This window comes from Streptomyces sp. NPDC005566 (assembly GCF_040605575.1).
Taxonomy (GTDB): Bacteria; Actinomycetota; Actinomycetes; order Streptomycetales; family Streptomycetaceae; genus Streptomyces.
Window position 1 is genome coordinate 14,907 of sequence record NZ_JBEXDB010000033.1, and the last position, 24,679, is coordinate 39,585.

Genomic DNA, 24,679 nt, shown 5'->3' on the forward strand with positions numbered 1-24,679 from the left:
CGCGGTCCCCCGTCAGGCCGGCGGCAGGCCCTCGATGAGCTGTTCGGTCCAGATCGTCTTGCCGGAGGCGATGTAGCGGCCGCCCCAGCGGTGGGTGAGCTGTGCGACGAGGAACAGCCCACGGCCGCCCTCGTCGGTCAGCCGGGCCCTGCGCAGATGCGGCTGTGTCTGGCTGTGATCGGACACCTCGCAGATCAGCCGCTGGTCCCTGATGAGACGCAGCAGCACCGGACCGCCCGCGTAGCGCATGGCGTTGGTGACGAGTTCACTGACGATCAGCTCGGTGGTGAACACCAGCTCGTCGAGTCCCCATCCGATCAGCTGCGCTGCCGCGTCCCGCCGGGCATCGGCCACTCGCTGGACATCGGCCGGGTACTGCCAGGCGGCGATCGACCCCTCCGGCGAGGCCCGCACCCGGGCCACCAGCAGAGCGGCGTCGTCGTCGGGCGGCTGCGTGAGGAACGGGGCGAGGATGCCCTGTCCCACGTCCTGCACCGGTACGGGTCCCTGCGCGCCCGGACTCGCCAGGTGCGAGAGGCTCCCGGCGACCAGATCGAGTGCGCTCCCCTCGGCCAGCGATCCCGCCGCGAAGGCGAACACGTCGCCCGGTGCCGACTCCAGCTCCACGGGCTCGTAGGGACCACCGCCCGACCCCAGAGCCGCACCGGCGTTGAGCTTGACGGTATCGGCGGCGCTGCCGTCGGCACGGGCGAGCAGCGGCGGCGGGTGCCCGGCGCTCGCCATCGAGCAGTGGCCGCTCACCGGGTCGTACACCGCGTAGAGGCAGGTGGCACCCCGTACCGTGCCGTTCGTCGAGCCCGGCTTCTGGTGCTCGGCGAGCCGCACGACCAGGTCGTCGAGATGGTTCAGCAGCTCGTCGGGGGTGGGGTCCAGGTCGGCGAGTGTGCGTACGGCGGTCTGCAGCCGGCCCATCGCTACGGCGGCGTTCAGTCCATGGCCCGGCACGGTGCCGACGACGAAGGCCACCTGGGTGGAGGACAGGGTGATGACGTCGAACCAGCTTCCGCCGGTACCGGCGGCCGTCCGGCCGGGCAGATAGCTCCCAGCCGTCTCCGCGCCGGCCACGGCCAGCACCGGCTGGGGCAGAAGGCTGCGCTGAAGCGCCTCGGCCGTACGGCGCTCCCGGGTGTAGCGGCGGGCGTTGTCGACGGCCAGGCCCGCACGGGAACCGATGTCCTCGACCAGTGAGACGTCCTGCTCGTCGAAGGGGGCACGGTCGGCCGTCCGCCACAGGACGACCGCACCCAGCACCCTGCCCCGGGCGTGCAGCGGCACCACCATGAACGAAGCGGCGTCCTGAGGCAGCAGAAGCCGTCTGCGCGGCTCGTCGTCCCCGATCCTGGCCCTGAGCTCGGAGAGGTCGCGGACGAAGCGTGCCGCACCCGTGCGCAGCAAGGCGCTCTCGGTGTCCTGGACGCGGATCACCGAGTCGAGGGCATACAGCTCGGCCGGCCAGCGGCCGTCCCGCGCGGCCACGGCGACCCGGAGCAGGGGCGCACCCGTCGCGAAATCGCCGGGCTCCTCTCCCACCAGCACCGTCTCCGTCAGGTCCACCGCCGCCAGGTCGGCGAATTCGGGGACCATCAGATCCATCAGCGTCTCCGCGTTGCGCCGGACGTCGAGCGAGCGGCCCAGCCGGGAGGAGGCGGCCGAGACCAGGGCGGAGCGAAGCCGTGAGCTCTCCCGCTCCGTCACGTCGCTGAAGGTGACCGCGACACCGTGCAGCACTCCGTCCCTGCCGCGAAGGGGCAGGGCGGAGAGGGAGACGGTCCGCTCGCGCTCGGGGCTCCGGGCGAGCCTGGCGCGGCTCAAGCAGTCGATCAGGGGTTCGCCGGTCTCGACGACACGGCGGAGCCGGTCCTCGATGAGGGCGCCGTCCTCGGCGACGAGCAGGGTGCCCAGACGCTGCCCCAGGGGGCTCGGCACCCGGTCTCCGGAAGGTGGCGGGCCGGTCTCGGCGGGGAGACCGTTGACCCTGGTCACGCGCAGATCGGCATCGTGGATGACGATGCCCACCCCGCTCTGGGCGAACATCGACCGCAGCAGCGCGTCGTCCTCGTCGCGCCGGTTCGCGACGGTCACCGGCATCAGCCTCAGCAGAAAGTGCGGCTCGGCCGAGGCTCGGACGGGCAGCAGGTCGAGCCGCACGGTCAGCGGCGGCGCCGACCGGCGCAGCAGGTCGGCCCGCACGGTGGTGAGCGAGCCGTCCGGCACCCGTTCCCGCAGCTCCTGCCAGTCGAGCACATCGGTGAACAGGCCGGCGACGTCCCTGCCCCTCAGTTCCTCCGCGGGCGTCCCGATCAGTCCTTCCGCATCGGCCGTGCAGCCCAGCACCACGCCCGAGATGTCGAGCACGAGCACAGCGGTGTCCTCAGGTGGCTCGGGGACGGCACCGGAGGTCCGGTCGCTTCCGCTCACTCGATGATCACTCCTGTGGTCGGCCCGGCGCGCCCGCTGCCGGCCGGGCACCTGACTGGCCTGTGCGGCCGACGCACGCCCATGCCGGCTCCCACCCCCATTGAACTTCAGGGGCTGCCCGGCCGCCTTTCGGCAGTGGGGGCGACCGGACCGTCGGTACCCGGGCGCGATGCTCGAGGAGCTGGTTGGGGCCCTAGTCGATTTCGCCGAAGCCGGGACCGGCGAGCGGCGCCGCGAGCGGGCCGACCGGCCGTGTCGGCCCCACGGCGAACCCCGCGGCACGGACAGCCATCGGCAGGACCCGCTCGGGAGACGACGGTTTCCGGTCCGTCCGTACAGACGGTCGAAGGTCAGGACGTCGGCCACACCACCGACGAAGAGGGGACCGAGCACCAGCACGGCCCCGGACGGGGAGAGCCCGGACTCCGCACTCGAGGCCGGGACAACCGCCCGTACGGCGCCAGGAGCGCGCCGATCAGAACGAGGCCGACACCGGAAGCCACCACGGCGGCGCCGCTGAAGGCGGTCTCGCCGGCCACGTCGGGGTCCGAGGGGCGTGGTGCGGTGCGGTCTCCTCCCGCACACACGGGCTCCGGAGGAGGCCCGCCGACGCGGCGCCGTCAGGGGGCACACGCTTCCGCGATCGACAGGCTGTTCTCGTACAGGTGGTGCCGGGTGACCCGGCCGCCCTCGACGGTGAGGTGCAGCGCGAAGGGGCCCGCGAAGGACTTGCCCGTCGCGCGGACGGTCCCCGAGATGTGACCCATGAGGACGGCGTCGGCGCCGTCGACGAGGAAGGTGTCGACGGACGCGCGGGCGTCCTCGGGCACGGTGTACTCCGCCAGCTCCACGGCCTGGGCGGCGCATTCCGCAGCGGTGGAGCGGGGCCGGATCCAGGGGGCTGCGGGGTTCTCGGCGAGCAGCCAGTCGACGTCGTCGGCGAAGAGGGCGGTGAGCCCCTCCGTGTCGCCGGCGAGTCGGAGGGCGAGGAACTTCTGAACGGTGGCGCGGGTCGCGTCCGCGGTGGTGAGCGTCATGGGGACAGTCTGTCGAGGCGGTGACGAAGCGTCGATGACGTCGGAGGTAAGGGCGCGGGCCCGCACGCCTGCCGATGGACCGGTCCTCCCTCAGCAACTCCCTCGCGTCTCGGTGTGAGGACTTTCGGCACCGACCGTGCCACTACGGAGGCGGTCGCAAGGTGGACACCGCCGCCCCGCGGGCGACCGTCAACCAGCTCATGCCAATGCGTGCACGACCACCACCTGACACACCGTCACCCGCGCTGGTGACAATGGACTCTCAGCTCAACCGGAACACCGGGCCGCGCGGAGTGAACGGCAGGGAGGCACCCTGCGGGATCAGGAAGGCGTGCTCGCGCCGGATCCGCAGCGTGTCGCACCAGCCGTCCGTGATGACGAGCACCGGGGCCGACGGCGGGAAGTCGTCGGACCTCAGCAACAGGTCGATGCCCGGTTGCAGTTCGGTGCCGCCGCGGCCGCGCACCCGGACCCGCCCCGCGATCTCGGCGGGTGGCAGGTAGCCGGCGTCGTACGGGGCCGCGTCGCAGAACACCACACGCGCCGCGGGGACGTCGTGTGCCTCCGCGTACGAGGCGATGGCGCCGAGCGCCTTGCCGAGCAGGGCGCTGTTCATCGAACCGGAGGTGTCGAGAACGACTCCGAAGGTGCAGCGGGCCGTCTCCTGGGGAGGGAAGTACCGGCCGGCGCGCGGGATGTCCGGCGTCGACGCCTGCCGCCGCGCCGGGCGGGCGTAGGACCGTACGGCTTCCGGTCGGGGGACGTACTCGTCGAACCAGCGGGCGAGCCGTGCGTCCCACGGTACGGGCGGGTGGGCCAGTGCCCGGATCTCCTGGATCAGCCCGGCCGGCAACAGGCCGCGCTCACCGTACTGGTGCAGATCGAAGCCCTGCACCAGACCTCGCCGGTAGAAGTCGTCCAGGTCGGTGTACGGACGGGCCTCGGCGTGCGGCAGCGCCTCGCCGAGGATGTCGCCGACACCCTTGCCGCGGAGGGTCGCGAGCCGCCGCTGTCGGCGCAGGCCGACCGTGATGCGGTCGTACACCTCCTCGGCGGACAGGTCCCGCAGGTCCGGGTCGTACAGCAGCCCCTCGGGCATGTCGCCGACGCGCATCTGGACGAGCCAGTCGTTGACGACGTAGTCGGCCGCGACGTTGAAGAGGAACGGGTCGCGGCCACCGCGGCGTTCGCCGTGGCGCAGTGCGGCGTGCAGCATCTCGTGGGCGAGGATGAAGCGCCATTCCTCATCGGTGAACGTACACAGCGGGTTGATGTAGATCTCACCCGCGGCAGAGTTCACCGCGGCGACCGAGATGCCCTGCGCACGGGCCAGTTCGGCGTCGGCCACGACAGTGAGACCCGCGGCGAGTCCGCCGAGCAGCGGGTAGGAGAAGACGAACCAGTTCATGGCCCGGCTCCAGGGGCGCTGCGGTGCGCGCTCTCCGGTGACCCGGTCGACGCGTCCCCCCGCCACGTCCATGGCGGTGGAGACGCTCCGGGTGAGGGCGTGGGCGAAGGCGGTCTCCCAGTCCGGGACGGAGGCGCCGTTCCATGCCTGCCACGTCGTGAGGACCTGGTCCGGGTGGCCGCCCGCGGTACCGCAGAGTTCGTGGGCGGCCGGGATGCCGTCGCGGCGCCAGCGTGCGGCGAGTTCCGCCTCGTCGCCGCCGGGGCAGGACTCCGGCAGGTGCCCTGGGGGACGGCCCACCGGGAAAGTGAGCAGAAAACGGTTGACGACCGTGCAGCGGGCCGCGAGGTCGAACCGGTCGGGCTGCTCGCGCGGGTCGTCCGTGGCCGCCGGCACGTGCCCGAAGCCCAGGTGCAGCAGACAGTGGGCGAGGGTCCAGGCCCATTCGGCCGGATCCGCCCGCTTGGTGGGGTGGACGTGGATGGTGCCGTTGGAGGTGACGGCGGCCAGTCCCCCGGCCGGGGTCAGGGCGCAGTTGGCCTGCCTGCATACGGAAGCGTCGACGGCGGCGAAGGCCGGGTTCCGCTTGACCGTCGCGAGCCCGGCCGCGAATGCCTCGGCGGCCGGGTCGGACGTGCCGCCCTTGGCGTTCTTCCCGCCCCTGCCGTTCTTCCCGCCCCTGCCGTTCGCCCCGCGTGCCGTGGCCTTCATCGCCGGGCCTCGACCAGCCTGGGCATGTCGCGCGCCGCGTCGATGAGGAACCAGGCGGGCAGCACCGGCAGGCCGTCGGCATCGTCCGCGATGACGGTCTGCGCGACCTCGACCGAGATCTCGGCCAGCTGCACGAGCAGCGACTTGGCCCGGTAGGAGGTCTGCCGCATGGACGCCGAGACGTGCTCCTTCTGCCGCGGCAGCTCCTTCACCAGCCGACCGCGGAACGCCTCGGCCAGGTAGTAGAGGAGATCACGGTCCTCGAGCCGGGCCGGCCAGGACGCGTCGCCCTTGAGGATCGCCTCGATGCCGAAGGTGTGGCGCACGATCTTCGCGTAGCCGCAGAAGGAGACGGCGTGCGCGGGGGTCAGCGTGCCGTGCACGATCACCTTCAGCGTCTGCTCGTCGATGCCCGGCCCGAAGGAGTGCAGGGCGTCGGAGAGCATGTGCCAGGAGCGGGGCGTGGAGAACGGCTCCTCGGTCTTGGGCGGCTGCGACCACAGGTGGTCGGGGCGGTCGATGAGGTAGTCCGTCACCCAGGGGTGGATGCCGTTCTCCCCCGCCCACACCAGCCAGTCCGCTCCCGATGCCCGCAGATGGACGTGGGTGAGCCGGTTGACCAGAGCGGACGCGATGGGCCTCGCCAGCGCGTTGTCCGTGGCGCGGTTGCCGGCCCCGATGACGATCGAGCCGGCGGGCAGCTCGTACGAGCCGATCCGCCGGTCCAGGATCAGCGAGTAGAAGGCCTTCTGGACATCGGGGGTGGCGGCGTTGAGCTCGTCGAGGAAGAGGCAGTACGGCTCGTCGCGCGCGATGATCTCCGGCGGGCAGAACACGGAACGCCCGTCACGGATCTGCGGCACACCGATCAGGTCCTCGGGCGCGAGCTGCGTCCCGAGGAGACTGACGCACTCCAGTCCCAGCGACTCGGCGAACCTCCGCACGAGCGACGACTTCCCGATCCCTGGGGCTCCCCAGAGGAACACGGGCCGCACGGTGGCGAGTCCGAGCAGCAGTTCGGGGATCTGGGCGGGAGTGACGGTGACGGCGGCCTGCACGCGGGAAGGTTCCTTCGGGGCTGGGGAGTTCGAGCCCGCTCAGTATGGGAGGCGCCACGGAGCTCCGCAGCCGAATATCGGGCCGGCCGGTGCGGGGCCGGCCCTACGAGGAGAAGCCCGAGCATGTCCTCGCATCCCGGGCTGCACCCTTGGCGGTCCCGGCCGTCCCCGCCTGTACAGCACTGTGCGGGGGTCCCGTCGACGGCCGACGGGATCCCCGCATCTCCTCCGGCCGGCCCGATTCGACGGGAACCTCGACCGCGCCTGCCGCCCTACTCGAAGAACTTGAGGCTCCACCCGGTGTCTGCCGTCGGGCCGGGGACGTTGGCGCGGCTGTACGTGGTGTTGCCCCACCAGGCGAACGTGCCGGTGTACCAGTACCGGTTCTCCCACGCGTACGGCGTTCCCTTCGGGACCGCGTGGAACATCAGGGGGAACCTCGGGCCGGCGGGCGGGCTGGTGTTGATGTCGCCGTTGAGCAGGACGAAGCTGTGGTGGCCGGGGCCGTTGACGTACAGCGTCGGGTCCCAGCCGGACATCATCGTCGCGCGGTTGGAGCCGAACAGGCAGCCGTTCGACTTGTACCAGTCCCAGACGTACGTCGGGTCGCCGCCGGCCCGCAGCCGGAGGTCGGCCAGACAGTACTGGTCGCTCCAACTGCCGTTGGCGGAGTACACGATGTGCAACTGCCCGTTCGGGTCCTTGATGGCCTCCGGGCTCTCGTTGATGAACGGGTTGCCGACCACTCGTTCCCAGCTCTCCCGGGGCTGCGAGATGACGTACCGCGCTCCGGTCGGCGTGGTGGGGCTGCTCATCCGCGCGATGTAGAGGTTCTGCTCGACGTTGGTGTCGCCTGCCCAGCCCGACCACACGAACCAGCGCTGCCCACCGAAGGTGAACAGGGTCCCGTCGATGGCCCATTTGCCGTCCGGGAGGGCCAGTTGGCTCTCGCCGGTGTATCCGCTGTCGGGGGCGGCCGAGCTGATGACGTACATCCGGTGGGCGGATCCGCGGCCGGCCGAGAAGTAGACGTAGTAGCGGCCGCCGTCCGTGACGATCTCCGGAGCCCATACCTCACCGCGGCCTGCCGTGTCCGACCACACCTGCCGTGCGGGCGCCGAGGCCAGCGCGGCCGTCGACGACGCCTGCCGCACGGCGATGCCCCCACCGGTGGACTGCACCGACACGTAGGTGCTGCCGACCCGGATCACACTCGGGTCGGCGGCCCTGATGGTCTGTTCGGCCTGGGCGGGCTGGGCGGACGACAGGGACATGACGGCAGCGAGGACGCCGGAGAGCGCGACGGCGGCGGCGCCGGAGAGAAGTCGAGAGAGCTTCATGGTCCCGTTCCAAGGTTGGCCTCCGCTGCGACGCCGAGTCGGCGGGGGGATTTACATCGATGGAAGAGCGCTCTCACAGCATCCTGACTAGTCCGGGACATGTCAATGCGTTGCGCGGTGGCGGGCGCACTGCTTTCGCTTCGCCCGATGCCTCCCGGACCAGCCCCCCGCATCAGCCCCTTCGAACCGCAGGCTCCTGGCCGCCGGTCAGCCGGGCGGCCACAGCGCGCCGAGGGCTGATCGGATCTGCCCGGCCAGGTGTTCCGGGGCGAACCTGCCCGGCTCGGTGAGCTCGATGCGGCAGAAGTGTTCCGCGCAGGCGACGAGCGCGTGGGCCAGGATCTCGGGGTCGAGGGCAGGGGTGTCGTCGCGTGCGGCCCCGAGCCGGGTGATCCAGTCGGCTGCCCGGCGCCGCACCCGCTCCCTGTCCGCCTCAATGCGTTCGTGGACCACGGAGGGCATGGCCGGCGGGGTCAGCAGGATGAGCCGCCAGGTGTCGGGATCCTCGGAAAGCATCTCCACCCCGCGGCACACCGACTCCGCGACGAACCCGGCCGGATCACGCATGCCGTCCCCCTGGGGAAAGACGGCGAGCAGGCGGCTGAAGGCGCGTGCCTGCTGCCGGTCGAGCAGGGCACCGAGCAGTGTGCTCAGATCACCGAAAGCGCTGTAGACCACGGCCCGCGCCACGTCGGCCCGCTTCGCCACGGCGTCGATGGACACCCGGTCGTGCCCCGCGTCCACGATTACCGCGAGCGCCGCGTCGAGCAGCTGCTCACGACGCTCCTCGATCGGCACCCGAGGGGCGTAGGGACGACGCTTGCGCGGCCTGGCCTTCGGACTGCTCGGGGTCGACACCTTGGCATCTTACGACATTCATGTCTTAATTTACGACGGCGGTGTCGTAATCACGGTCGGGCAGCCGTCAGGCGTACGCAGCACGGACACGAGGAGGCGCAGCATGCCGACACGACAACGTACGGTCGAGCCGCACGAGGACTATGGTTTCTTCGGCCCCGGTTCGGTGGTGTGGAAGGTCTGGGGCTATCCCACGGCGCCGACCGTCGCTCTGCAGCGCGCTGTCGTGGTGGAGGAACTCGACCCGCCCTTGGTGGCGGCCGTGCACGGGACCCAGGACATCTACCGACGGCCCCGCACCCGCTACGACCGGACCCTGCGCTACTTCTCCATGGTGGCTTTCGCAGGCTCACGGGACGTGTGCAAAGCAGCGGACATCCTGGTCAAGGTCCACTCCAAGGCGATAGGGAAACTGCCCTACGGCGGCGGCACCTACGACGCCAACGACCCCGACTCCCAGCTGTGGATCCAGCTCACGGGCTGGCACTCCATCCTGTACGCCTACGAGAAGTACGGGCCGGGCAAGCTCTCCGCGCACGAGGAGAAGGAGTACTGGGAATCCTGTGCCGTGGCCGCGGAGTTCCAGACCTGTCCGCCCGGTGACGTCCCGCGCGACCGTGACGGCGTCCGCGCGTACTTCGAGCGGATGCGCCCGACGATGTCCGCCAGCCCCATCGCCAAGCAGGCCATGCATCACCTGCTGAGGACAGAACTCGTCCTCCTGCCGGGGATGCCCTGGTGGGAGAAGCCCGGCGCCCTCGTCGCGGCCCGGGCGATCCGGGCCGCGACCATCGCCACTCTGCCTCGCTGGATGCGCCGGATGGCCGGCATCCGGCAGTCGCGCCTGACCGACGCCCTGATCGTGCCCGTCATGAAGGCCGGCTTCGCCCTCCTGCACCTCAGCCCACGCGCCGAACTGACGATCCTGGAGAAGCTCTCGCCCTCCACCGTCCCGGTCGTCGCACCGGTCAAGCTCGGCATCCCCCCGCACACCGACGAGGTACTCACCCCCGCCGAAGCGCGCACCCGCCACGGCTACGCCAAGCCCGCCGAGGCGCATCTCGACCTGCGTGCCCGCCAGGCCGCACGCGTCTTCGGCGAAGGCGAGGAGCCCAGCGACGAAGGGCTCATCGAGTCCCAGGACATCCTCGGCCGCCTCGCCTGATCCGGCCCCGGGAACACCGTGCCGGCGCCCGGCACCGTCACCGATGCCGTTCCTGCGTCGCGGTGGACTCTCAGGGTCGCGGTCCTGCTGATCAGCGGCCTGAGGAGCGGGGATCGGTGGCTGTCGACGTGTCGGGGTGGAGGGTGAAGACGCGGTCCAGCCCGACGATGCGCAGGATCCGCGCGGTGTTGGCCGGGACGGCGGCCAAGGCGATGTCGCCGTTCTGTTCCATGGCCAGGTTGCGTGCCGCCAGCAACGCGGTGATGCCACTGGAGTCGACGAACTCCAGGCCGGCCAGATCCAGGACCAGCACGTGCCCACCGGCCAGGGTGAGGCGGTCCACGGCCTGACGGAGTTCGTGTGCCGTCGCATGGTCGAGGTCACCGGCGATCTCCAGTACGGGACCGGTGACCGCGTCTTGGACAGTGATCTTCAGCGGGCTCATCTCAGGTCTTCACTCACGGGGTGGGAAGGAAGCGGGGCGGGCACGCCGAGGGCGAGCAGAGCCGTGTCGTCGTCGAGTCCGTCGCCGAAGCCGGCGAGGAGACCGGTCAGAGCGGTGATGAGGGCCTGGGACCCCCTGGCGGACTGTTCGGCGACGAAAGCGCGCAGGGCGTCATCGCCGTAGAGCTCACGCTCGGGCCCGGTGCGGGCTTCCGTCAGGCCGTCGGTGTAGAGCAGCAGGGTGTCGCCGGGCGACAGCCGGGTCCGGGCGGCGGTGAACTGCGCCTGGGGCAGGACGCCGATGAGCATGCCACCGGGCGTGGGCAGGTAGTGCGCGGTGCCGTCGGCGCGTTGGATCAGTGCGGAGGGGTGGCCGCCGGATGCCAGGTGCACGCTGACGTGGTCGCCGCCCGGGTGCAGAACGCCGAAGATCGCGGTGCAGTAGCGGGTGTCGCCGCTGGTGTACCGCTCGTGCAGCACGGTGTTCAGGGTGGTCAGAACGGTGACGGGGTCCGGGTCGTGCAGGGCGGCCGCCCGGAGCGTGTAGCGGGTCAGTGAGGTGACCGCGGCAGCCTGAGGGCCCTTGCCGCACACGTCGCCGAGGAAGAACGCCCACCGGTCGGCGTCGAGGGGAAACAGGTCGTAGAAGTCTCCGCCGAGAAGTTCCGGAGAGGCGGTGTGATAGTACGAACCCGCTTCCAGGCCAGGAACCCTGGGCAGTTCGGCAGGCAGCAGGCTCTGCTGGAGGACGGCGAGGGCTTCCCGGAGCCGCTCGCGGTCGGCCTCGGCCTGTCGGCGCGCTTCTTCTGCCGCCTGACGTCCCCGCAGCAGCTCGGTCTCGTAGGCGCGGCGGTCGCGGGCGTCGAAGATCGTGGTGCGGACGAGCATCGGCCCGCCGTCGTCGCCGGTCTTCACCTTCGAGGTGACGAGCACCGGCATCCGCTGCCCGTCGGAGGTCTTGATGTCCAGGGCGATGCCGCTCACCTCGCCCTTCATCTGCAACAGCGGGGCGAAGTGCGTCTCGTGGTAGAGCTTGCCGCCCACGGTGAGCAGATCGGCGAAGCGCATCCGGCCCACCACCTGTCGCCGAGAAAGACCCAGCCACTCCAGAAGAGTGGTGTTGATCTTCGCGATGGTGCCGTCCATCAGCGTGGACAGGTAGCCGCAGGGCGCCTGCTCGTACAGCTCCTCCGCGCTGTCCTCCAGCAGGGCGGTGAAGGCCACATCGGTGGCTTCCCTGTCCGGAGATCGATCGCTGCGGGACATCAGTGGGTCACGCCTATGAAGTCGGTGATCGCCACCGCGGTGGCCTGCGGCGCGCTCAACTGCGGGCAGTGCCCCGTCGCCTCGATCGTGACCAGGTGGCTGCCCGGGATCGCGCCGTTGACGTAGGCACCGACCTCGCGGGGGGCGATCACGTCCTGCTCGCATTCCAGTACCAGCGTCGGCACCGCGACCGTCCTGAGGTCTTCGCGGCTGTCGGACAGGAACGTCGTACGGGCGAAGACGCGGGCCATGTCCGGGTCGGTCGCGCAGAACGAGGCATTCAGCTCCTGGCCGAGTTCGGGCCGGTCCGGGTTCCCCATGATCACCGGAGCCATCGCCGCCGACCAGCCGAGATAGTTCGACTCGAGCGACTCCAGCAGCTCACCGATATCGTCCGCGCTGAACCCGCCCCGGTACCCGTCCTCGTCGATGTAGCGGGGCGACGGTGCCACCATCACCAGCCGGGAGAACCGCTGGGGGGCCCTGGCCGCTGCGAGAACCCCGACCATGGCGCTGACCGAGTGCCCCACGAAGATCACATCCCGCAGGTCCAACTCCTCGCAGACATCCAGCACATCCGAGGCGTATCCCTCCAGCGAGCTGTAGCGCTGCTCACTCCATGCCGAAAGATCCGAGCGGCCGGAACCCACGTAGTCGAAGAGCACCAACCGGAATTCATCTGCCAGCAGGGGGACCATCAGGCGCCACATGTTCTGGTCGCAGCCGAACCCGTGCGCCAGCAGGAGCACCGGCCCGTCCGCACGGCCCGTGACGGTGACGTTGTTCCTGCGACGGATATCCATGCCCACCGGCTTCCCGCCACTCGGGGCGAGCGCACCGGGAGCGGAGCCGCTGGTCCGGCTGCGGGAGGAGGGGTCGTCCATAGGGGCGGGGTTCATTCAGAACCTTCCTCGACAGGGCACGTAACAAAGAATTCCCACCGCGCAGGAGCAGTGCGGGGGTCACGATAACGAGCCGAATGGAATACGAAAGGAAATCTGGCCCGCAGTGAATCGACGCGCATGCAGGCAGTTAAAGGGGACGTCACGCGGACGTGAAATCCGGCACTTCAGCAGGTGCAGCTTCGAGGGAGGCCCCGCCCCGAGAGATGCAAGCCTCCCGCCGCACAGCGCTCGTCCGCGCCCTCATCCTCGTCCTCGTCCTGGCTCTCGTCAGACAGGAACGATGTTCTCGGCAGTCGGGCCCTTCTGGCTCGGCGCGATGTCGAAGGTGACCTTCTGGCCTTCGAGCAGTTCACGGAAGCCCTGGGCGGCGATGTTCGAGAAGTGGGCGAACACGTCGGCACCGCCGTCATCCTGCTCGATGAAGCCGAAACCCTTTGCCGCGTTGAACCACTTCACGGTGCCGGACGCCATGTCATATCTCCTTCGGGGGGCGGTACGCAGGGACCCGCAACGCACGGATACCGGGTCGCCGCGATGATGCCCCTCCCGGGATGACCGGAAATACAAAAACGCTTCCAACGGCTGAATTACCGTTGGAGGCGCTTGAAGTTCGGGAACCATGACTGCAACTGAGATCGACAGTAGCATGTCATTGTGACCACTGTGCGTCAGGTAATTCCATTCCGATCGTTGCGGTAAAAACACTCCCTGCCCGGCGCTTTAAACCCTCACCTCGCGGTCGTAACTATTAATCCACCCGGAGCACAACGTTTCGGGAAACGGTCGCCGTCCATGAACACGCCGGCGCCGCCGCCCTGCTCGATGCGGTCGAAGTTCTGGTCCCTGCCGCGCAGCCCCGCGAAACGCGCATAGCCAAGACGTGGTCGAAGCAGGGAACCTCCGAACCGACAGCGGACCCGGAGGACAGCCGACCCGCCGTCACACCCCGACGCATGTGCGCGGGAACCGCCGGAACCGCAGCGCACCGCCTCAGGACTAGGACGGCCCGGCAGCCCGGTGGTGCTCGGCGTTGATGCGCTGGGCTTCTTCGAGCTGGTCTTCGAGGATGACGATGCGGCAGGCGGCCTCGATGGGCGTGCCCTGGTCGACCAGTTCCCTGGCTCGGGCGGCAATGCGCAGCTGGTAGCGCGAGTAGCGACGGTGGCCGCCCGCAGAGCGGAGCGGGGTGATCAGACGGGCCTCTCCGATGGCACGGAGGAAACCCTGGGTGGTGCCGAGCATCTCGGCGGCCCGGCCCATGGTGTAGGCGGGGTAGTCGTCGTCATCAAGACGACCGAACGAGTCGTTTACTGTCATTTGCACCTCTCTGCGGAACGCGTGGAGGGGTCCTGGTGCCGTACTGGCACCAGGACCCCGAAGGAACTTCTACACCATCTGCCGACCCTGTTACTGCGTCGGCCCTCTGTTTCCGCATACCCGACCTGAACGCTGTCGGGAGAGCGGGGATCGCGGTTGCTTGACCGGAGACCACCTCACTATCGATGTCCTGCGGTACCCGGGTCCAAGACTTCCTCCCGGGCGATCCTGATGGCGCTCGACTCCTCCGTTCTTCCCTCGAATCAATCACTTACCGAGCGGAACTGCGTACTGCTTCACGGCGGCCCCTGATCACTTCGGGCCACCCGGTCCGGTCGTCAGTCCCGTCACCGTCCTGCGAAAACGATGGCTCCGGAACTCCACTACCGCACCGTGCTGCGATCTGCGTCACCACTGCCCGGCAGTTCATCCCTGCCGGGCTCGCTCGATCTCGGCTACAAGAGAAACCATAGCCACACCACCATTCAATGTCTACTACGGCCGCCATAGGTTTTCGCGCGCTCGTCGGAGAGACAGTCGGCCTCGGCCACACCGTCACACCGGCCGCGGCAGCTCGCACACCGCGTCCACCCGCCCCACTACGTCGATGATCGGCCGGACACGCTCCAGCACCGGAAGGTACCCAGCGGTGAACGCGCCGCAGGCGGCACGAGCACCGGACGGACAGGACCGCGTACTGACGATGCGAGACGAGGGAGGCCGAACTGACCGGCCAGGTACGCCCGGGCGCGACGGCCAGAAGCCTCCCGCGAGCCCCGAGCCGCCGATCACGGACAGCCTCGGGCCTCCCCCGGCCACCGCAGCACCCCCGCCTGACGCCCCATCGGGACTGGGGCCGAGCGGTCGTTCATGGCATGACCGCTCCCTCGACCCCCCACGCGGGCGACTGGCTTGCCTTGTCTCCGTGTTCAGCGCTGCCTGCCCGAAACCGGGTACGCAGCCCGGCAGTCACGGGCGGGTCCCGGCGTCGCGTCAATGGTGGTACTTTCTGCCGCCGATCGACTTACCACGACTCCTCAGGGGACCCCGATGACCACTCCAACGCCCGGCCAGAACCCGTACAGACACCCCGGCGCACCGGTCCCCGCCCGCCGCTGGAGCGTCAAGCGCGTCCTCAGGGGAGTCGTCGGCGTCGCCGTGGTCGGTGTCGTCGCATACGGCGGCTACACGACCTGGTTCGGGGGCGCCGCGACCGCCGACGCGGGTGATTGCCTGCACGCCGGCAACGCGGCCGCCACCGCGGTGATATCCGTCGGCGATCCCGAGTTCGAGATCGTGGACTGCGGGACACCCGAAGCCCAGTTCAAGGTCACCGGCCGCACCTCCGGCACGGACGGAACCTGCGACGAGCAGTACCAGCGCTACACCCAGGGCGGAGCAGGCCGGGACTTCACCCTCTGCCTCGAACCCGTCAAGTAAGCCCTCGTACGACGGAGTGAGGGGTCCGGCGCGCCGGGACCCGGCCGGGCCGGCCGCCGAGGCGTCGGGCTCTTCAGCGCGTCCGGCCGGAACGAAGCATGCCGTTGGTCATTCGCCCCTTGGAGAATCGGCACGGAAGTGTGCGCGGGAGCGGGTGGGCGGAATCCAGCTCGCGAACACTCACTCGGCTGTGGTGTGGTGCCGGTCTGTCGCGGCGAGGCTGCCGCAGACCGGCGGCGACGCCCGCGGCGACGAGCAGTGCACCGGTGACGTCAGCGGGACCCGCCTGACCGATGCCGAGTACGAAGGTGGTGAGCAGTGCGCCCACTGGCACGAGACCGGCGAAGAGGCCCGCACGGTCGGCACCGAGGCGGCGCAGTGCGTCGTACCAGAGGAAGAAGGCGACCGCGGTGACGAGCGCACCCAGGTAGACGAAGGCGGCGCCTTCGCCGGGGGTGGGCAGTCGCAGGGAGGCGGTGCCGTCCAGGGCGAGGCCCGCGGCAAGCAGCATGGGGACGGACAGGGCCGCCGGATAGGCGGCGACTCTCAGGGGGCCCAGTTTGGTCAGGAGCGGGATGGCCAGCAGGGAGAAGGCCACCTCGCCGGCGAGTGCGCCCAGGGACAGGAGCAGACCCGTCAGGCTGCCCGAGCCGAGGCCGGCGGCGACGGCTGCGCCGAGCGCCACCACGATCGCGGCTCCGACGGTGCGGGGAGCTGGGCGTCGGTGTTCCATCAAGGGTCCGACGAGGGCGAGCACGAGGGGAACGGCTCCGACCACGGTGCCGATCATGGCGGGGCCGGCATGCCGTGTGGCCTCGACGAGGAAGAGGTTGAACCCGGCCAGCCCGGTGGCGGCCAGCGCGATCAGGAGCAGAACGTCACGTAAGTTCAGGCGGACACGAGGCAGGCGCTGGTGGCCCACGACGGCGAACAGAATCGCCGCGGCAAGCGCGTAGCGCAGGGCTTGTCCGGAGAAGACCGGGTAGTCGGCGATCGTCGCGGAGACCGCGGTCGAGGTGCCGACGAGCAGCATGGCCGAGGACGCGCCGACGGCAGCGGCGGGGAGTTTCATGCGGCGCGCTCCGGCACGGTCGAGGCATCGGCCGAGGTGGCCAGGACCTTGCGGGTGATGCGCTCGGCGACAGCGGCGACCAGGGTTCGGGGGCGCCGTGGTGTGAGGTGGGCGGCCAGGGCGTTGCCGAGGCCGGGGGCGACGTAGCCGCGGTCACGCTCCAGCGCGCGCAGCGCAGCACGTACGACGGGTTCCGGGGTGGTCATGGTGCCGGTGACGGCCGCCCGGCGGGTGCCGATGGTGTCGAAGAAGGCGGTCTCCACAGGGCCGGGGCACAACGTGAGCACGCGGATGCCGCGCCGGCGGTACTCCTGGCGCAGGGCGAGACCGAAGTTCAGCACGAAGGCCTTGGCCGCGCCGTAGACGGCGAAGTAGGGGGAAGGCTGGAAGGCGGCGTTGGAGGCCACGTTGACGACCGAGCCGCGGCCGCGCTCCAGCATGCCGGGCACCAGCGCATGGGTGAGGTCGACGAGTGCCACGACATTGACCATCAGCTGATCGTGGTCGCGGGCCCCGGATATCTCTTCGAAGCGACCGCAGGTACCGAAGCCGGCGTTGTTGACCAGCAGGTCGACGTTCAGACCGCGGGCGGCCAGCCGGTCGGCGATGCTGCGGGCCGCATCCGGCTCGGCGAGGTCCTGAACCAGCACATCGGCGCGGACTCCGTGCTCGGCGGTGAGGCGCTCCGCGAGGGCGGCCAGCCGATCGCCGGAGCGTGCGACCAGGACCACGTCATGTCCCCCGGCGGCGAGCTGCGCGGCGAACTCCGCGCCGAGGCCGGACGACGCTCCAGTGACAAGGGCAGTGCTGTGCACGAGTTCCTCCTCCAGACGACTGCAACTGGGAGTGAAGGTAGCAGCAACTCGGCAATCTGCAACAGCCTTGTCGCATCTATAGAATAAGTCACCTCATAGGTGTGCCGCATTCCTGCACAAGTGGTCTGATGGAGACGTGATGAACAAGTCGACGGAACGAACGTTGCGAGCGGACGCGGAGCGCAGCGTGCGCGCGATCCTCGAGGCAGCTGAGCAGGTGCTCGCAGAGGAGCCCGGCGCATCCATGGAACAGATCGCCGCAGCCGCGGGAGTGGCCCGCACGACGATCCACCGGCGGTTCGCCAGTCGCCAGGCGCTGATCGAGGCGCTGGCCACATCCGCGGCCCGCCGGCTCGCCCAGGCGGTGGACGACGGCAGGCCGGACACCGCACCGCCCTTGGTGGCGATGCACCGGATAACGGCCAACGTGCTCCAGGTCAAAGGCGCTTGGGCGTTCGCCCTCGAGTTGTCGGCAGACCCGGAGAGCGAGGCCGCCCTCCTGCATCAGGACATCGCCCGCCGCTGCACCACCGTGCTGGAACGCGCCCAAGCGGACAAGCTCATCGACGCGACAGCCGACCTCGACTGGGTGCGCCGCGTCTACTACGCACTCCTCGGGGAATCCCTGCGCGGCAACGACGACGCCGACCCGGACACCCTTGCCGCCCGCATCGTCGACACCCTGCTGCACGGCGCCGGCCCGCGCACCTGAGTCGACTGGCGCAGCATCAGCTGACAAGCGGTTCATCCTCGGGCGTGGCTTCACCGGGGTGGCCGCACGCAAGGCCGCGCTCGGCCGGTCCCGGCCGACGCCGCGCGCTCCACCGCGATTCAGATCGCCCAGGCACGCCATTCACGCAGGTCAAAGCATCAGAGATACTGGTTCTCAGACGTCGCAGCATCGTTGGCCGGTGTTCGGACTCTGCCGGGGCCCTGGTGCGCGGGGTGGCGGCCGGGCACGCTACTTTGCTCGGATGAGTCTCCTTGATGATGTGGCCGAGCGCGACGGCTGGCGGTGCTGGGTGTGTGACGAAGCGGTCGACCCCGACGAGTCGGTGAACGACCCGCGAGGGCCCAGCGTCGACAGCCGGACCGCCGACCGGAAGGCCAAGGTCGCCGAGCGGCTCGCGCACCGCGGGTGCAATACCCGCAAGGGTGCGGTCAAGGTGGTCATCGCCTGGCCGGACCGCCTGTACGTGGTCGAACCCGCGCCGCTGATCACCGTTGCCGGGAGGCTGGAGCGCAAGGGGGGCCGCGAGATGGTGGGCCGTTGCCCGACCCGGCGGGACGCCCAGGAGGCGGCGGACTGGCTGGTGGACCGGTTCTCCCGACTCGTACCGGGGCTGCCGGTGACCGCCGACATCGAGCCGGGCGGCGGCCAGTTCCTCATCACCCTGACCGCCGGCCGCCGCTGACCGGGATCAGCAGCGCACACGCGCGTCGAGCTGAACCGTCGGCCCACCCGCCGACCTGACCCGGCACGACGACAGCGCGCGGCATGGAGCACGTCCCGCCCTCGCCGCCACTCCTTCACGCCGACGCCACGCCCTGTAGACGAGGGAGTCGGCGCCGGTTGGGAGCCCACTGCCAGGAGCGTTGCGGTTCTGCGCTACCTGCACTCGGCGCGCTACCTGCCTGCCTGGCACCATCGCCTGATACTCCGTCAGGGCGCACTTCGAGTCGGGTTCGGGCGCCCCCGACGCTGCGGAACGCGAGAAGCGCTCGGCAGGTGACTACCCGTCACCGTTCGGATCAGATGTTCTCTTCAGGCGGGCAGCGAACGTCGAGGCTTCTCAGCCCGTCGCGTGCCATGCCGTTCTGCCGGGGGTGGTCACCGGCTCCGGGCAGGGAGAGAGCGGTCCGGAATTCATGCCGCGCCTCGTCGTGGCGGCCCGCCGCCGCGTAGGTGCTGCCCAGACGGTTGCGGACCTCCATCTCCAGCCACGTACTGGCGCTCGGCGTGAGCGTGGACAGGGCTTCGCGGTGGATGTCGACGGCGGAGTGCAGGCTGCCCTGGACGTGTTCCGCGGTGGCGAGACGGGACAGACTCGCCGCGTGCAGTGGCAGGTCCTCGGCCTCGCGGGCCAGCTCGACCGCCCGCCGCAACAAGTCGGTGGCCTCCGTGTGCCGACCGAGGGCCAGGTGGGCATCGGCGGCGAAGCACAGGGCATTGCTGATCGTTCTGGGTCGGCCGTTCTTTTCGGCGATGCCGAGGGCGACGGCGTAGTGCTCGAGCGCCTGTTCGTGCCGCCCTTGCTGGGAGCGGATCGCGCCGAGATTGCAGAGCGCGATCCCGGTCAGCCAGTCGTCACCGAGCCTGGCCGCCAGCTCCACCGCCTCACTCAGGTGGGCAACCGCGTCCTCGATGCCGCCCAGCATCCACTCAGCGGCCCCCATCCCGGCGAGGGTCCGAGCCTGGTTCCGCAGATCGTCGTGTCCGCAGCCGTGACGCCCCGCTTCGGTGAACCAGGTGTGCGCCTGCCGGAACCGCCCCTGGTAGATGTCGACCATTCCCACGCAGTTGCGCAGCGAGGAGGACATCCGCCGGTCGGCGGCCATGTCCGCGCACGGCAGCGCAACCTCGAGGGCGGCACGGCACTCGTGGAACCGGCCCTGATGGACCAGGTGGTCGACCAGGGCTTCGGCAATCCGGCAGGCGTGGTCGAACTGCCCGGCGGCGGCCGCGTAGGCCACCACGTCGACCAGTTCTCCGCCCGCCGCCTTCAGCCAGGCCGAGGCTTCCCGCCGGCTCGGGAACGGGGAACCACCCGTGCCCTCGGGGCCGGTTGAGAAGCCTTCGGGGCCCCAGTCGCTGGCGATGCGGCCTGCGGCCGTATAGAGGTGCAGGACTGCGGCACGGTCTGCGTCGGCTTCCTCGGGCATTTCGGCGGCGAGTCGCCGCGCGTGTGCCCGTACGAGATCGTGCAGCCTGTAGCGGCCGGGATGCGGCTGCTGCAGCAGGCTCGCGTCGACCAGGTCTTCCAGGAGGTCCTCGGCATCCTCACGGGAAGCACCCAGCATCGCGGCGAGGGTGAGCACGTCGAAGCGAGCGGTCGGAGCCAGGCCCAACGCACGGAATCCGCGCCGCTGTTCGGGCGTGAGCTGGTCGTACGACATCCGGAAGGCGGCCTCCACGCTGCGGTCCTCGGCGCGCAGCTCGCCGAGGCTGCGCGCGTCGTCGGACATCCGTCCGGCCAGGAAGGCCAGGGTCCACGACGGGCGGTTCTGCAGCCGAGCGCTCGCGATGCGCAGCGCCAGGGGCAGACCGCCGCAACGCCGGGCGAGCTCGAGTGCTGCCTGGGGCTCGTGGTCCGCCCGGGACTCCCCGATGAGTTCCCGCAGCAGACCGACCGCATCGCCCGTGCCCAGTGGCTCAACAGTGAGCCGGACATCGGCGTCGAGGCCGAGCAGGCGTTGGCGGCCTGCGACCAGGACCCTGCTCCCCGGTCCGGCGGGGAGGAGCGGACGCACCTGCTCGGCGCTGCGGGCATCGTCGACGACCAGCAGCAGCCGTCGTGCACTCGTGGCCGCACGCCAGGCCGTGACCAGGTCCGCCACGTCATCCAGGTCGTCCGGGATCTCATCACCGCTGTCGCGGACCGCGCGCAGCAGCCGACGCAGGGCCCGCTGCGGGCCGACGCTCTCGTGGGCGGCGCCGTGCGTATGCAGGTCCACGAACAGGCAACCGTCGGGGTAGGCGTCGCCGAGCGCCCACGCGGCGCGCACCACCAGGGCGGTCTTGCCGACGCCCGCCGTGCCGTCGACCGCCACCACGGACACACTCTCTGCGGACACGGGGGCGGTGAGCAGGGCGAGTTCCCGTTCGCGGCCGACCAGACAGGCGGTGTCACCGGGGAGGTCGTTTCGACGGGGGCGGGTGCCGCTCGGGTGATCGGATGCGTCGGGGAGGCGTTGCTCGGGCAGGGATTCCTCGGGCTGCGTGCCCTGGGGAGTCAGGGTGTCGGCCGCGGGCGACCTCGCCGAACGGCTGGGCAGCAGCTGGGGATCTCGGCGCAGAACTGCCTGGTGCACGCGGCGCAGTTCCTCTCCGGGCTCCATGCCCAGTTCGTCGAGAAGGCGGCGCCGCATCTCCTGGTAGACGGCCAGCGCCTCGGCCTGCCGGCCACTGCCGTACAGCGCACGCATCCGCAGGGCGGCGAGCGGCTCATCGTGCGGCCGGGCCAGCGGCCCCGCCATGAGCGCGTCCAGGGCCTCCGGGTAGCGCCCGAGCAGTACCAGGCACTCCGCCCGGTCCTGGTGCAGCGTGCGCCGCTGCCGGGCGAGGCGTTGTCTCTCCGTATCGGCGAGCGGCCCCGGCAGACCGGGCAGCGGCTCACCGCGGAGGAGGTCCAGGGCCCGACTGCCGTGGTCGAGCGCCGCTTCGAAGTCACCGGCGGCTTTGGCGCCCTGGGTGCGGGCGCCCAGTTCGGCGAGCTCGGCGAGGTCGGTCCGAGCGCCCCCGGGCACGAAGCGGTAGCCGCCGCGCCCACCGTGGATCACCGACTGGGCCGACCCGGTGCCCGCCCCGTTCAGCGTCTTGCGCAGCGCATAGACGTAGCTCGACAGGACCCGGTGGCCCGTCCCCGGCGGCTCGGTTCCCCATACGTCGTCGAGGAGTTGCCGGTACGTCACGAACTCAGGCGCCCGCAGGATCAGGGCGGCGAGAACCGCCTGCCGTCGTACCGGGCCGAGTGCGAGCGGCGATTCGCCGCGACGAGCACTGACCGGCCCGAGCAGGTCGATCCGCAACTGCCCTTTCGAATCGGCCGGACTCGCGCCCGAATCCACTGCGTCCACGCCCACTTCGAAGTCCCCACGTCCGCGTACGCCCCGTGCCCGGGCAGCTTTCGAGTCCCCGCATCAGCAGGATTTCACCGGCAATTCAGCGCGTCGCGAAAGAGTTTGCCAGGTTGCTTCGGTGCCGGCGCCCCGGACGGGGTGAGCTGCCCCTTGAGTCACCGAACGGTCGGGCATCGGCGGGAAAGTGCAGGCAACAGACCTTGGCGCGGGCGAGGTTGCGGACGGCAAACACCCGGCCGACACGACATCACGAGAGAAAGAACACCATGTCGCACATCAATCGCACCCCCGGCACACAGCCCACCCGCCGCGGTGGACGATGGGAACGCTACCGGGTCGCCCACCCGTTCTCCGCCCAGGACCAGGCGAGCCTGTGGGGCTTGATCGTCGGCGTCGTGGCACTGGCCGTCCTGCTCGGCTGGGCACTCGACATGAAGGGCGGAGTGGTCATCGTCGCGGCGGTCCCCTTCATCATCACCTGGTTCGAGAAGCGACGCACCGCGTTCCAGTTCGACGCAGCCGGCGCCCGGTTCGGCCACGTACTGCTGCCGTGGACGGACGTCACCCAGTTCGTCGTGGCCACTCCGCCGAACGGGCCGCACGCGCTGATCGGCGCACGCCTGCGTCCCGGCGCGACCTTGCCGGCGGGCGCCGACGGCCCGTCGCAGAACCCGGCCATGCCCGCACCGATCCATGTCGCCGTTCCGCGTACCAAGTTCGATCTGGCGAAGATGGTCCGCAAGGCACGCAAGTACGCCCCGCCGCACATCGAGATCGTGGTCGCCGATCCGTCCGGTGAACGCGCAGCCGTCTGAGGGCCGCCCCGCACGTTGATCATGAACATGAACTGCGCGACATGAGGAGAGAAAGATCGTGACGTTCCGAGTGCGGCTGCGCTGCCTGACCGTGCCGATGAACGCGGCGGCAGCAGGATGCCGCGGCGAGGAGTCACCCACGGCCTCGGTCGGGTGCGGACCGGCGAAGAGGAGCGAAGACTGATGCCTCGCCCGCCACAGCCCTGGGACATGCCGCCCCCGGAACAGCGGCCGGTGCCGGGCAACCCGTACGCCACGGACGGCTACGGCCCTCCGGTGCCGCCGAACCGCCGCAGGCGCTTCGGCACGATGCCGGCGATCGCCACGGTTGTCGTTCTTCTGCTCCTGGTGACAGGTGGAGTGGTGTATGCCGTCACCGACGGCCGGTGGGGCGGCTCCGCGGCGCCCGTGGCGGAGAAGACACCTCGCCCCTCCGGGACGCCGACCACGCCCCGTACACCCGCGGTCCGTACGCCCGAGCCCAAGCGGATCCCGACGTCGAAGGAGATCAACGCCGCGCGCGAGTCGGGGGACGCCACGGCGTGGATCGTCGACGACCGGACCGACCTGCCCGGTCGCAACGTTCTTCTCAACGACCTGTGGATCGTCGGCGACGCTGTCGTCCAGGCCGCGTACAGAAAGGTCACCGCCTACCGGCTCTCGGACGGTGCCGAGCTGTGGAGCGTGCCGTTGCCCGCCCCCGTCTGCGAGACACCGGTCAATCCGACCCCTGACGGCAAGGTCGTCCTGGTGTACAAGAACAGCCAGGCCCGGAGCGGGAACCGGTGCAACCAGCTCCAGATGATCGACCTCCGGACCGGGAAGGCCGGGTGGCGCAAGGAGCTCACCGAGACCGGCTCCGGGGACGACACGATCGTCGTGCACACCGCCATCAGCGGGGGCACCCTCGCGGTCGTGCAGAGCATGAGTGCCGCCGCGTACCGGGTCGGCGACGGCGTCAAGCTCTACGACATCCCCATGGAAGACACCGGGCAGTGCTACCCCGACGACGTGGCGGGCGGCTCCCGGCTCCTGGTGAGCTCCGACTGCGCGATCAGTACCGACCGCAGCAAGAGCTACAGCCAACTCCGCGAGATCGACCCCCGCACCGGCAGGGTCCTCTGGCGCTTCCGGACCCAGCCGGGCTGGAACGCCGGCAAGGTGCTGTCCGTCGCCCCCGTCGTCCTCACCACGCTCCACGCCGAGGAACGCACCGACAACTGGCGGATCGTCGCCCTGGGACCCGGCGGAAAGCTCCGCACCACCATCGACGCGAGGCAGAAGGGCTTCACGTACTGCGCCGACATGGGTGACTCGGGCGAAGGCATCCAGAACTGCGAGGGCACCGCCGTCGGGAAGGACACCGTCCATCTGGGGGGTACAGACCAGGTCGGCGCCTACGACCTCGCCACCGGAAAATTCCTCTGGGGAGTCAAGTCCGATGACAGCACCCTCCACCCCCTGCTCGCGGAGGGCGGCACGCACGCGCTCGTCTACGAGGCTGCCTCGCTGAGCCGGCCGGGCGGGATCATCCGGTTCGGCCCAGGTGGCGTGGACACGGACAAGCAGGTACTGCAGCATCCCGCATCGGCCCGGGCCACGGAGCACGGAATGCTCGCCGGGAACCTGGCCTACGTGAACGGCCGGATCGTCATCACGCCTTCGTTCGTGAACGGCGACGACGCGCGGCCCGCAGCCCGCATGCTGTCCTTCGCCCCCGAGAAGCCGTGAGCCCACGAGGCCCCCGCGGGCCCGTGAGCCCATGCGGCCCGCGAGAGCTTCAGCCCCG

Annotated in this window: 20 protein-coding genes; 6 read left to right on the forward strand and 14 right to left on the reverse strand. The window is 70.3% G+C overall.

Features of this window, described 5'->3' with window-relative positions:
• Window positions 1–12: 12 nt before the first annotated feature.
• The 6 genes from ABZS61_RS33330 to ABZS61_RS33355 all read right to left on the reverse strand — a co-directional run bounded on the left by ABZS61_RS33330 (window position 13) and on the right by ABZS61_RS33355 (window position 8,851).
• A complete protein-coding gene (locus ABZS61_RS33330; RefSeq protein WP_356429789.1) occupies window positions 13–2,439 on the reverse strand; it encodes a SpoIIE family protein phosphatase in 2,427 nt (808 codons plus the stop codon).
• 620 nt (window positions 2,440–3,059) lie between these two features.
• Window positions 3,060–3,476: a nuclear transport factor 2 family protein gene (locus ABZS61_RS33335; RefSeq protein WP_356429792.1), complete on the reverse strand. Its 417-nt coding sequence runs from the start codon at window positions 3,474–3,476 to the stop codon at window positions 3,060–3,062.
• A gap of 262 nt (window positions 3,477–3,738) precedes the next feature.
• Window positions 3,739–5,595 (reverse strand): hypothetical protein, encoded by a 1,857-nt coding sequence (locus ABZS61_RS33340; protein ID WP_356429795.1) that lies wholly within the window; start codon window positions 5,593–5,595, stop codon window positions 3,739–3,741.
• Window positions 5,592–6,653, reverse strand: a complete 1,062-nt coding sequence (locus tag ABZS61_RS33345; RefSeq protein WP_356429797.1) for a MoxR family ATPase — start codon at window positions 6,651–6,653, stop codon at window positions 5,592–5,594. Before ABZS61_RS33345 ends, ABZS61_RS33340 begins: the two co-directional genes overlap by 4 nt.
• Before the next feature lie 272 nt (window positions 6,654–6,925).
• Window positions 6,926–7,993, reverse strand: coding sequence for a glycoside hydrolase family 43 protein (locus ABZS61_RS33350; protein ID WP_356429800.1), 1,068 nt, complete (start codon window positions 7,991–7,993; stop codon window positions 6,926–6,928).
• A gap of 207 nt (window positions 7,994–8,200) precedes the next feature.
• Complete coding sequence (locus tag ABZS61_RS33355; RefSeq protein WP_356429803.1) at window positions 8,201–8,851, reverse strand: TetR/AcrR family transcriptional regulator; 651 nt, start codon at window positions 8,849–8,851, stop codon at window positions 8,201–8,203.
• 103 nt (window positions 8,852–8,954) lie between these two features.
• On the opposite strand from ABZS61_RS33355, the gene ABZS61_RS33360 reads away from it, so the two are divergent.
• Window positions 8,955–10,016: an oxygenase MpaB family protein gene (locus ABZS61_RS33360; protein WP_356429806.1), complete on the forward strand. Its 1,062-nt coding sequence runs from the start codon at window positions 8,955–8,957 to the stop codon at window positions 10,014–10,016.
• A gap of 91 nt (window positions 10,017–10,107) precedes the next feature.
• On the opposite strand, the gene ABZS61_RS33365 is transcribed toward ABZS61_RS33360, so the two are convergent.
• The 5 genes from ABZS61_RS33365 to ABZS61_RS33385 form a co-directional block, all read right to left on the reverse strand.
• Entirely contained in the window at window positions 10,108–10,461 is a 354-nt protein-coding gene (locus ABZS61_RS33365) for an STAS domain-containing protein (protein ID WP_356429809.1), read from the reverse strand.
• A complete protein-coding gene (locus ABZS61_RS33370) occupies window positions 10,458–11,726 on the reverse strand; it encodes a SpoIIE family protein phosphatase (RefSeq protein WP_356429812.1) in 1,269 nt (422 codons plus the stop codon). The genes ABZS61_RS33365 and ABZS61_RS33370 overlap by 4 nt, the downstream gene beginning before the upstream one ends.
• A complete protein-coding gene (locus ABZS61_RS33375; protein ID WP_356429857.1) occupies window positions 11,726–12,529 on the reverse strand; it encodes an alpha/beta hydrolase in 804 nt (267 codons plus the stop codon). Before ABZS61_RS33375 ends, ABZS61_RS33370 begins: the two co-directional genes overlap by 1 nt.
• A 369-nt stretch (window positions 12,530–12,898) precedes the next feature.
• Window positions 12,899–13,102 (reverse strand): cold-shock protein, encoded by a 204-nt coding sequence (locus tag ABZS61_RS33380; protein ID WP_356429816.1) that lies wholly within the window; start codon window positions 13,100–13,102, stop codon window positions 12,899–12,901.
• A gap of 525 nt (window positions 13,103–13,627) precedes the next feature.
• On the reverse strand, window positions 13,628–13,948 hold the full coding sequence (locus ABZS61_RS33385) for a MerR family transcriptional regulator (protein WP_356429819.1): 321 nt from the start codon (window positions 13,946–13,948) through the stop codon (window positions 13,628–13,630).
• Window positions 13,949–14,998: 1,050 nt separating this feature from the next.
• Between ABZS61_RS33385 and ABZS61_RS33390 the strand changes: the two genes are divergently transcribed.
• Window positions 14,999–15,388, forward strand: a complete 390-nt coding sequence (locus ABZS61_RS33390) for a hypothetical protein (protein WP_356429822.1) — start codon at window positions 14,999–15,001, stop codon at window positions 15,386–15,388.
• Window positions 15,389–15,461: 73 nt separating this feature from the next.
• Here the strand turns inward: ABZS61_RS33390 and ABZS61_RS33395 are convergent, their stop codons facing one another.
• Both ABZS61_RS33395 and ABZS61_RS33400 read right to left on the reverse strand, forming a co-directional pair.
• Window positions 15,462–16,460, reverse strand: a complete 999-nt coding sequence (locus ABZS61_RS33395) for a DMT family transporter (RefSeq protein WP_356429825.1) — start codon at window positions 16,458–16,460, stop codon at window positions 15,462–15,464.
• Entirely contained in the window at window positions 16,457–17,275 is an 819-nt protein-coding gene (locus tag ABZS61_RS33400) for an SDR family oxidoreductase (RefSeq protein ID WP_356429828.1), read from the reverse strand. The genes ABZS61_RS33395 and ABZS61_RS33400 overlap by 4 nt, the downstream gene beginning before the upstream one ends.
• A 139-nt stretch (window positions 17,276–17,414) precedes the next feature.
• Here ABZS61_RS33400 and ABZS61_RS33405 point away from each other — a divergent pair, with 139 nt between their 5' ends.
• Together ABZS61_RS33405 and ABZS61_RS33410 are read left to right on the forward strand one after the other, a co-directional pair.
• On the forward strand, window positions 17,415–17,987 hold the full coding sequence (locus tag ABZS61_RS33405) for a helix-turn-helix domain-containing protein (protein ID WP_356429831.1): 573 nt from the start codon (window positions 17,415–17,417) through the stop codon (window positions 17,985–17,987).
• Between the two features lie 262 nt (window positions 17,988–18,249).
• Window positions 18,250–18,690, forward strand: a complete 441-nt coding sequence (locus ABZS61_RS33410; protein WP_356429834.1) for a hypothetical protein — start codon at window positions 18,250–18,252, stop codon at window positions 18,688–18,690.
• Between the two features lie 337 nt (window positions 18,691–19,027).
• Here ABZS61_RS33410 and ABZS61_RS33415 read toward each other — a convergent pair whose 3' ends face one another.
• Window positions 19,028–22,072 (reverse strand): BTAD domain-containing putative transcriptional regulator, encoded by a 3,045-nt coding sequence (locus ABZS61_RS33415; RefSeq protein ID WP_356429836.1) that lies wholly within the window; start codon window positions 22,070–22,072, stop codon window positions 19,028–19,030.
• Window positions 22,073–22,341: 269 nt separating this feature from the next.
• On the opposite strand from ABZS61_RS33415, the gene ABZS61_RS33420 reads away from it, so the two are divergent.
• Both ABZS61_RS33420 and ABZS61_RS33425 read left to right on the forward strand, forming a co-directional pair.
• Window positions 22,342–22,890 carry a hypothetical protein gene (locus ABZS61_RS33420; RefSeq protein WP_356429839.1) on the forward strand — a complete coding sequence of 183 codons (549 nt, stop codon included), beginning with the start codon at window positions 22,342–22,344 and terminating at the stop codon, window positions 22,888–22,890.
• Window positions 22,891–23,073: 183 nt separating this feature from the next.
• A complete protein-coding gene (locus ABZS61_RS33425; RefSeq protein WP_356429842.1) occupies window positions 23,074–24,621 on the forward strand; it encodes a PQQ-binding-like beta-propeller repeat protein in 1,548 nt (515 codons plus the stop codon).
• Window positions 24,622–24,679 lie beyond the last annotated feature (58 nt).

Excerpts from the sequence above, each read along its gene's own strand:
- ABZS61_RS33410 (WP_356429834.1), top strand. The coding sequence starts at position 18,250 with ATGAGTCTCCTTGATGATGTGGCCGAGCGCGACGGCTGGCGGTGCTGG.
- ABZS61_RS33420 (WP_356429839.1), top strand. The coding sequence starts at position 22,342 with ATGTCGCACATCAATCGCACCCCCGGCACACAGCCCACCCGCCGCGGT.
- ABZS61_RS33405 (WP_356429831.1), top strand. The coding sequence starts at position 17,415 with ATGAACAAGTCGACGGAACGAACGTTGCGAGCGGACGCGGAGCGCAGC.
- ABZS61_RS33395 (WP_356429825.1), bottom strand. The coding sequence starts at position 16,460 with ATGAAACTCCCCGCCGCTGCCGTCGGCGCGTCCTCGGCCATGCTGCTC.
- ABZS61_RS33380 (WP_356429816.1), bottom strand. The coding sequence starts at position 13,102 with ATGGCGTCCGGCACCGTGAAGTGGTTCAACGCGGCAAAGGGTTTCGGC.
- ABZS61_RS33385 (WP_356429819.1), bottom strand. The coding sequence starts at position 13,948 with ATGACAGTAAACGACTCGTTCGGTCGTCTTGATGACGACGACTACCCC.
- ABZS61_RS33335 (WP_356429792.1), bottom strand. The coding sequence starts at position 3,476 with ATGACGCTCACCACCGCGGACGCGACCCGCGCCACCGTTCAGAAGTTC.
- ABZS61_RS33350 (WP_356429800.1), bottom strand. The coding sequence starts at position 7,993 with ATGAAGCTCTCTCGACTTCTCTCCGGCGCCGCCGCCGTCGCGCTCTCC.
- ABZS61_RS33375 (WP_356429857.1), bottom strand. The coding sequence starts at position 12,529 with ATGGATATCCGTCGCAGGAACAACGTCACCGTCACGGGCCGTGCGGAC.
- ABZS61_RS33370 (WP_356429812.1), bottom strand. The coding sequence starts at position 11,726 with ATGTCCCGCAGCGATCGATCTCCGGACAGGGAAGCCACCGATGTGGCC.
- ABZS61_RS33425 (WP_356429842.1), top strand. The coding sequence starts at position 23,074 with ATGCCTCGCCCGCCACAGCCCTGGGACATGCCGCCCCCGGAACAGCGG.
- ABZS61_RS33340 (WP_356429795.1), bottom strand. The coding sequence starts at position 5,595 with ATGAAGGCCACGGCACGCGGGGCGAACGGCAGGGGCGGGAAGAACGGC.
- ABZS61_RS33360 (WP_356429806.1), top strand. The coding sequence starts at position 8,955 with ATGCCGACACGACAACGTACGGTCGAGCCGCACGAGGACTATGGTTTC.
- ABZS61_RS33390 (WP_356429822.1), top strand. The coding sequence starts at position 14,999 with ATGACCACTCCAACGCCCGGCCAGAACCCGTACAGACACCCCGGCGCA.
- ABZS61_RS33365 (WP_356429809.1), bottom strand. The coding sequence starts at position 10,461 with ATGAGCCCGCTGAAGATCACTGTCCAAGACGCGGTCACCGGTCCCGTA.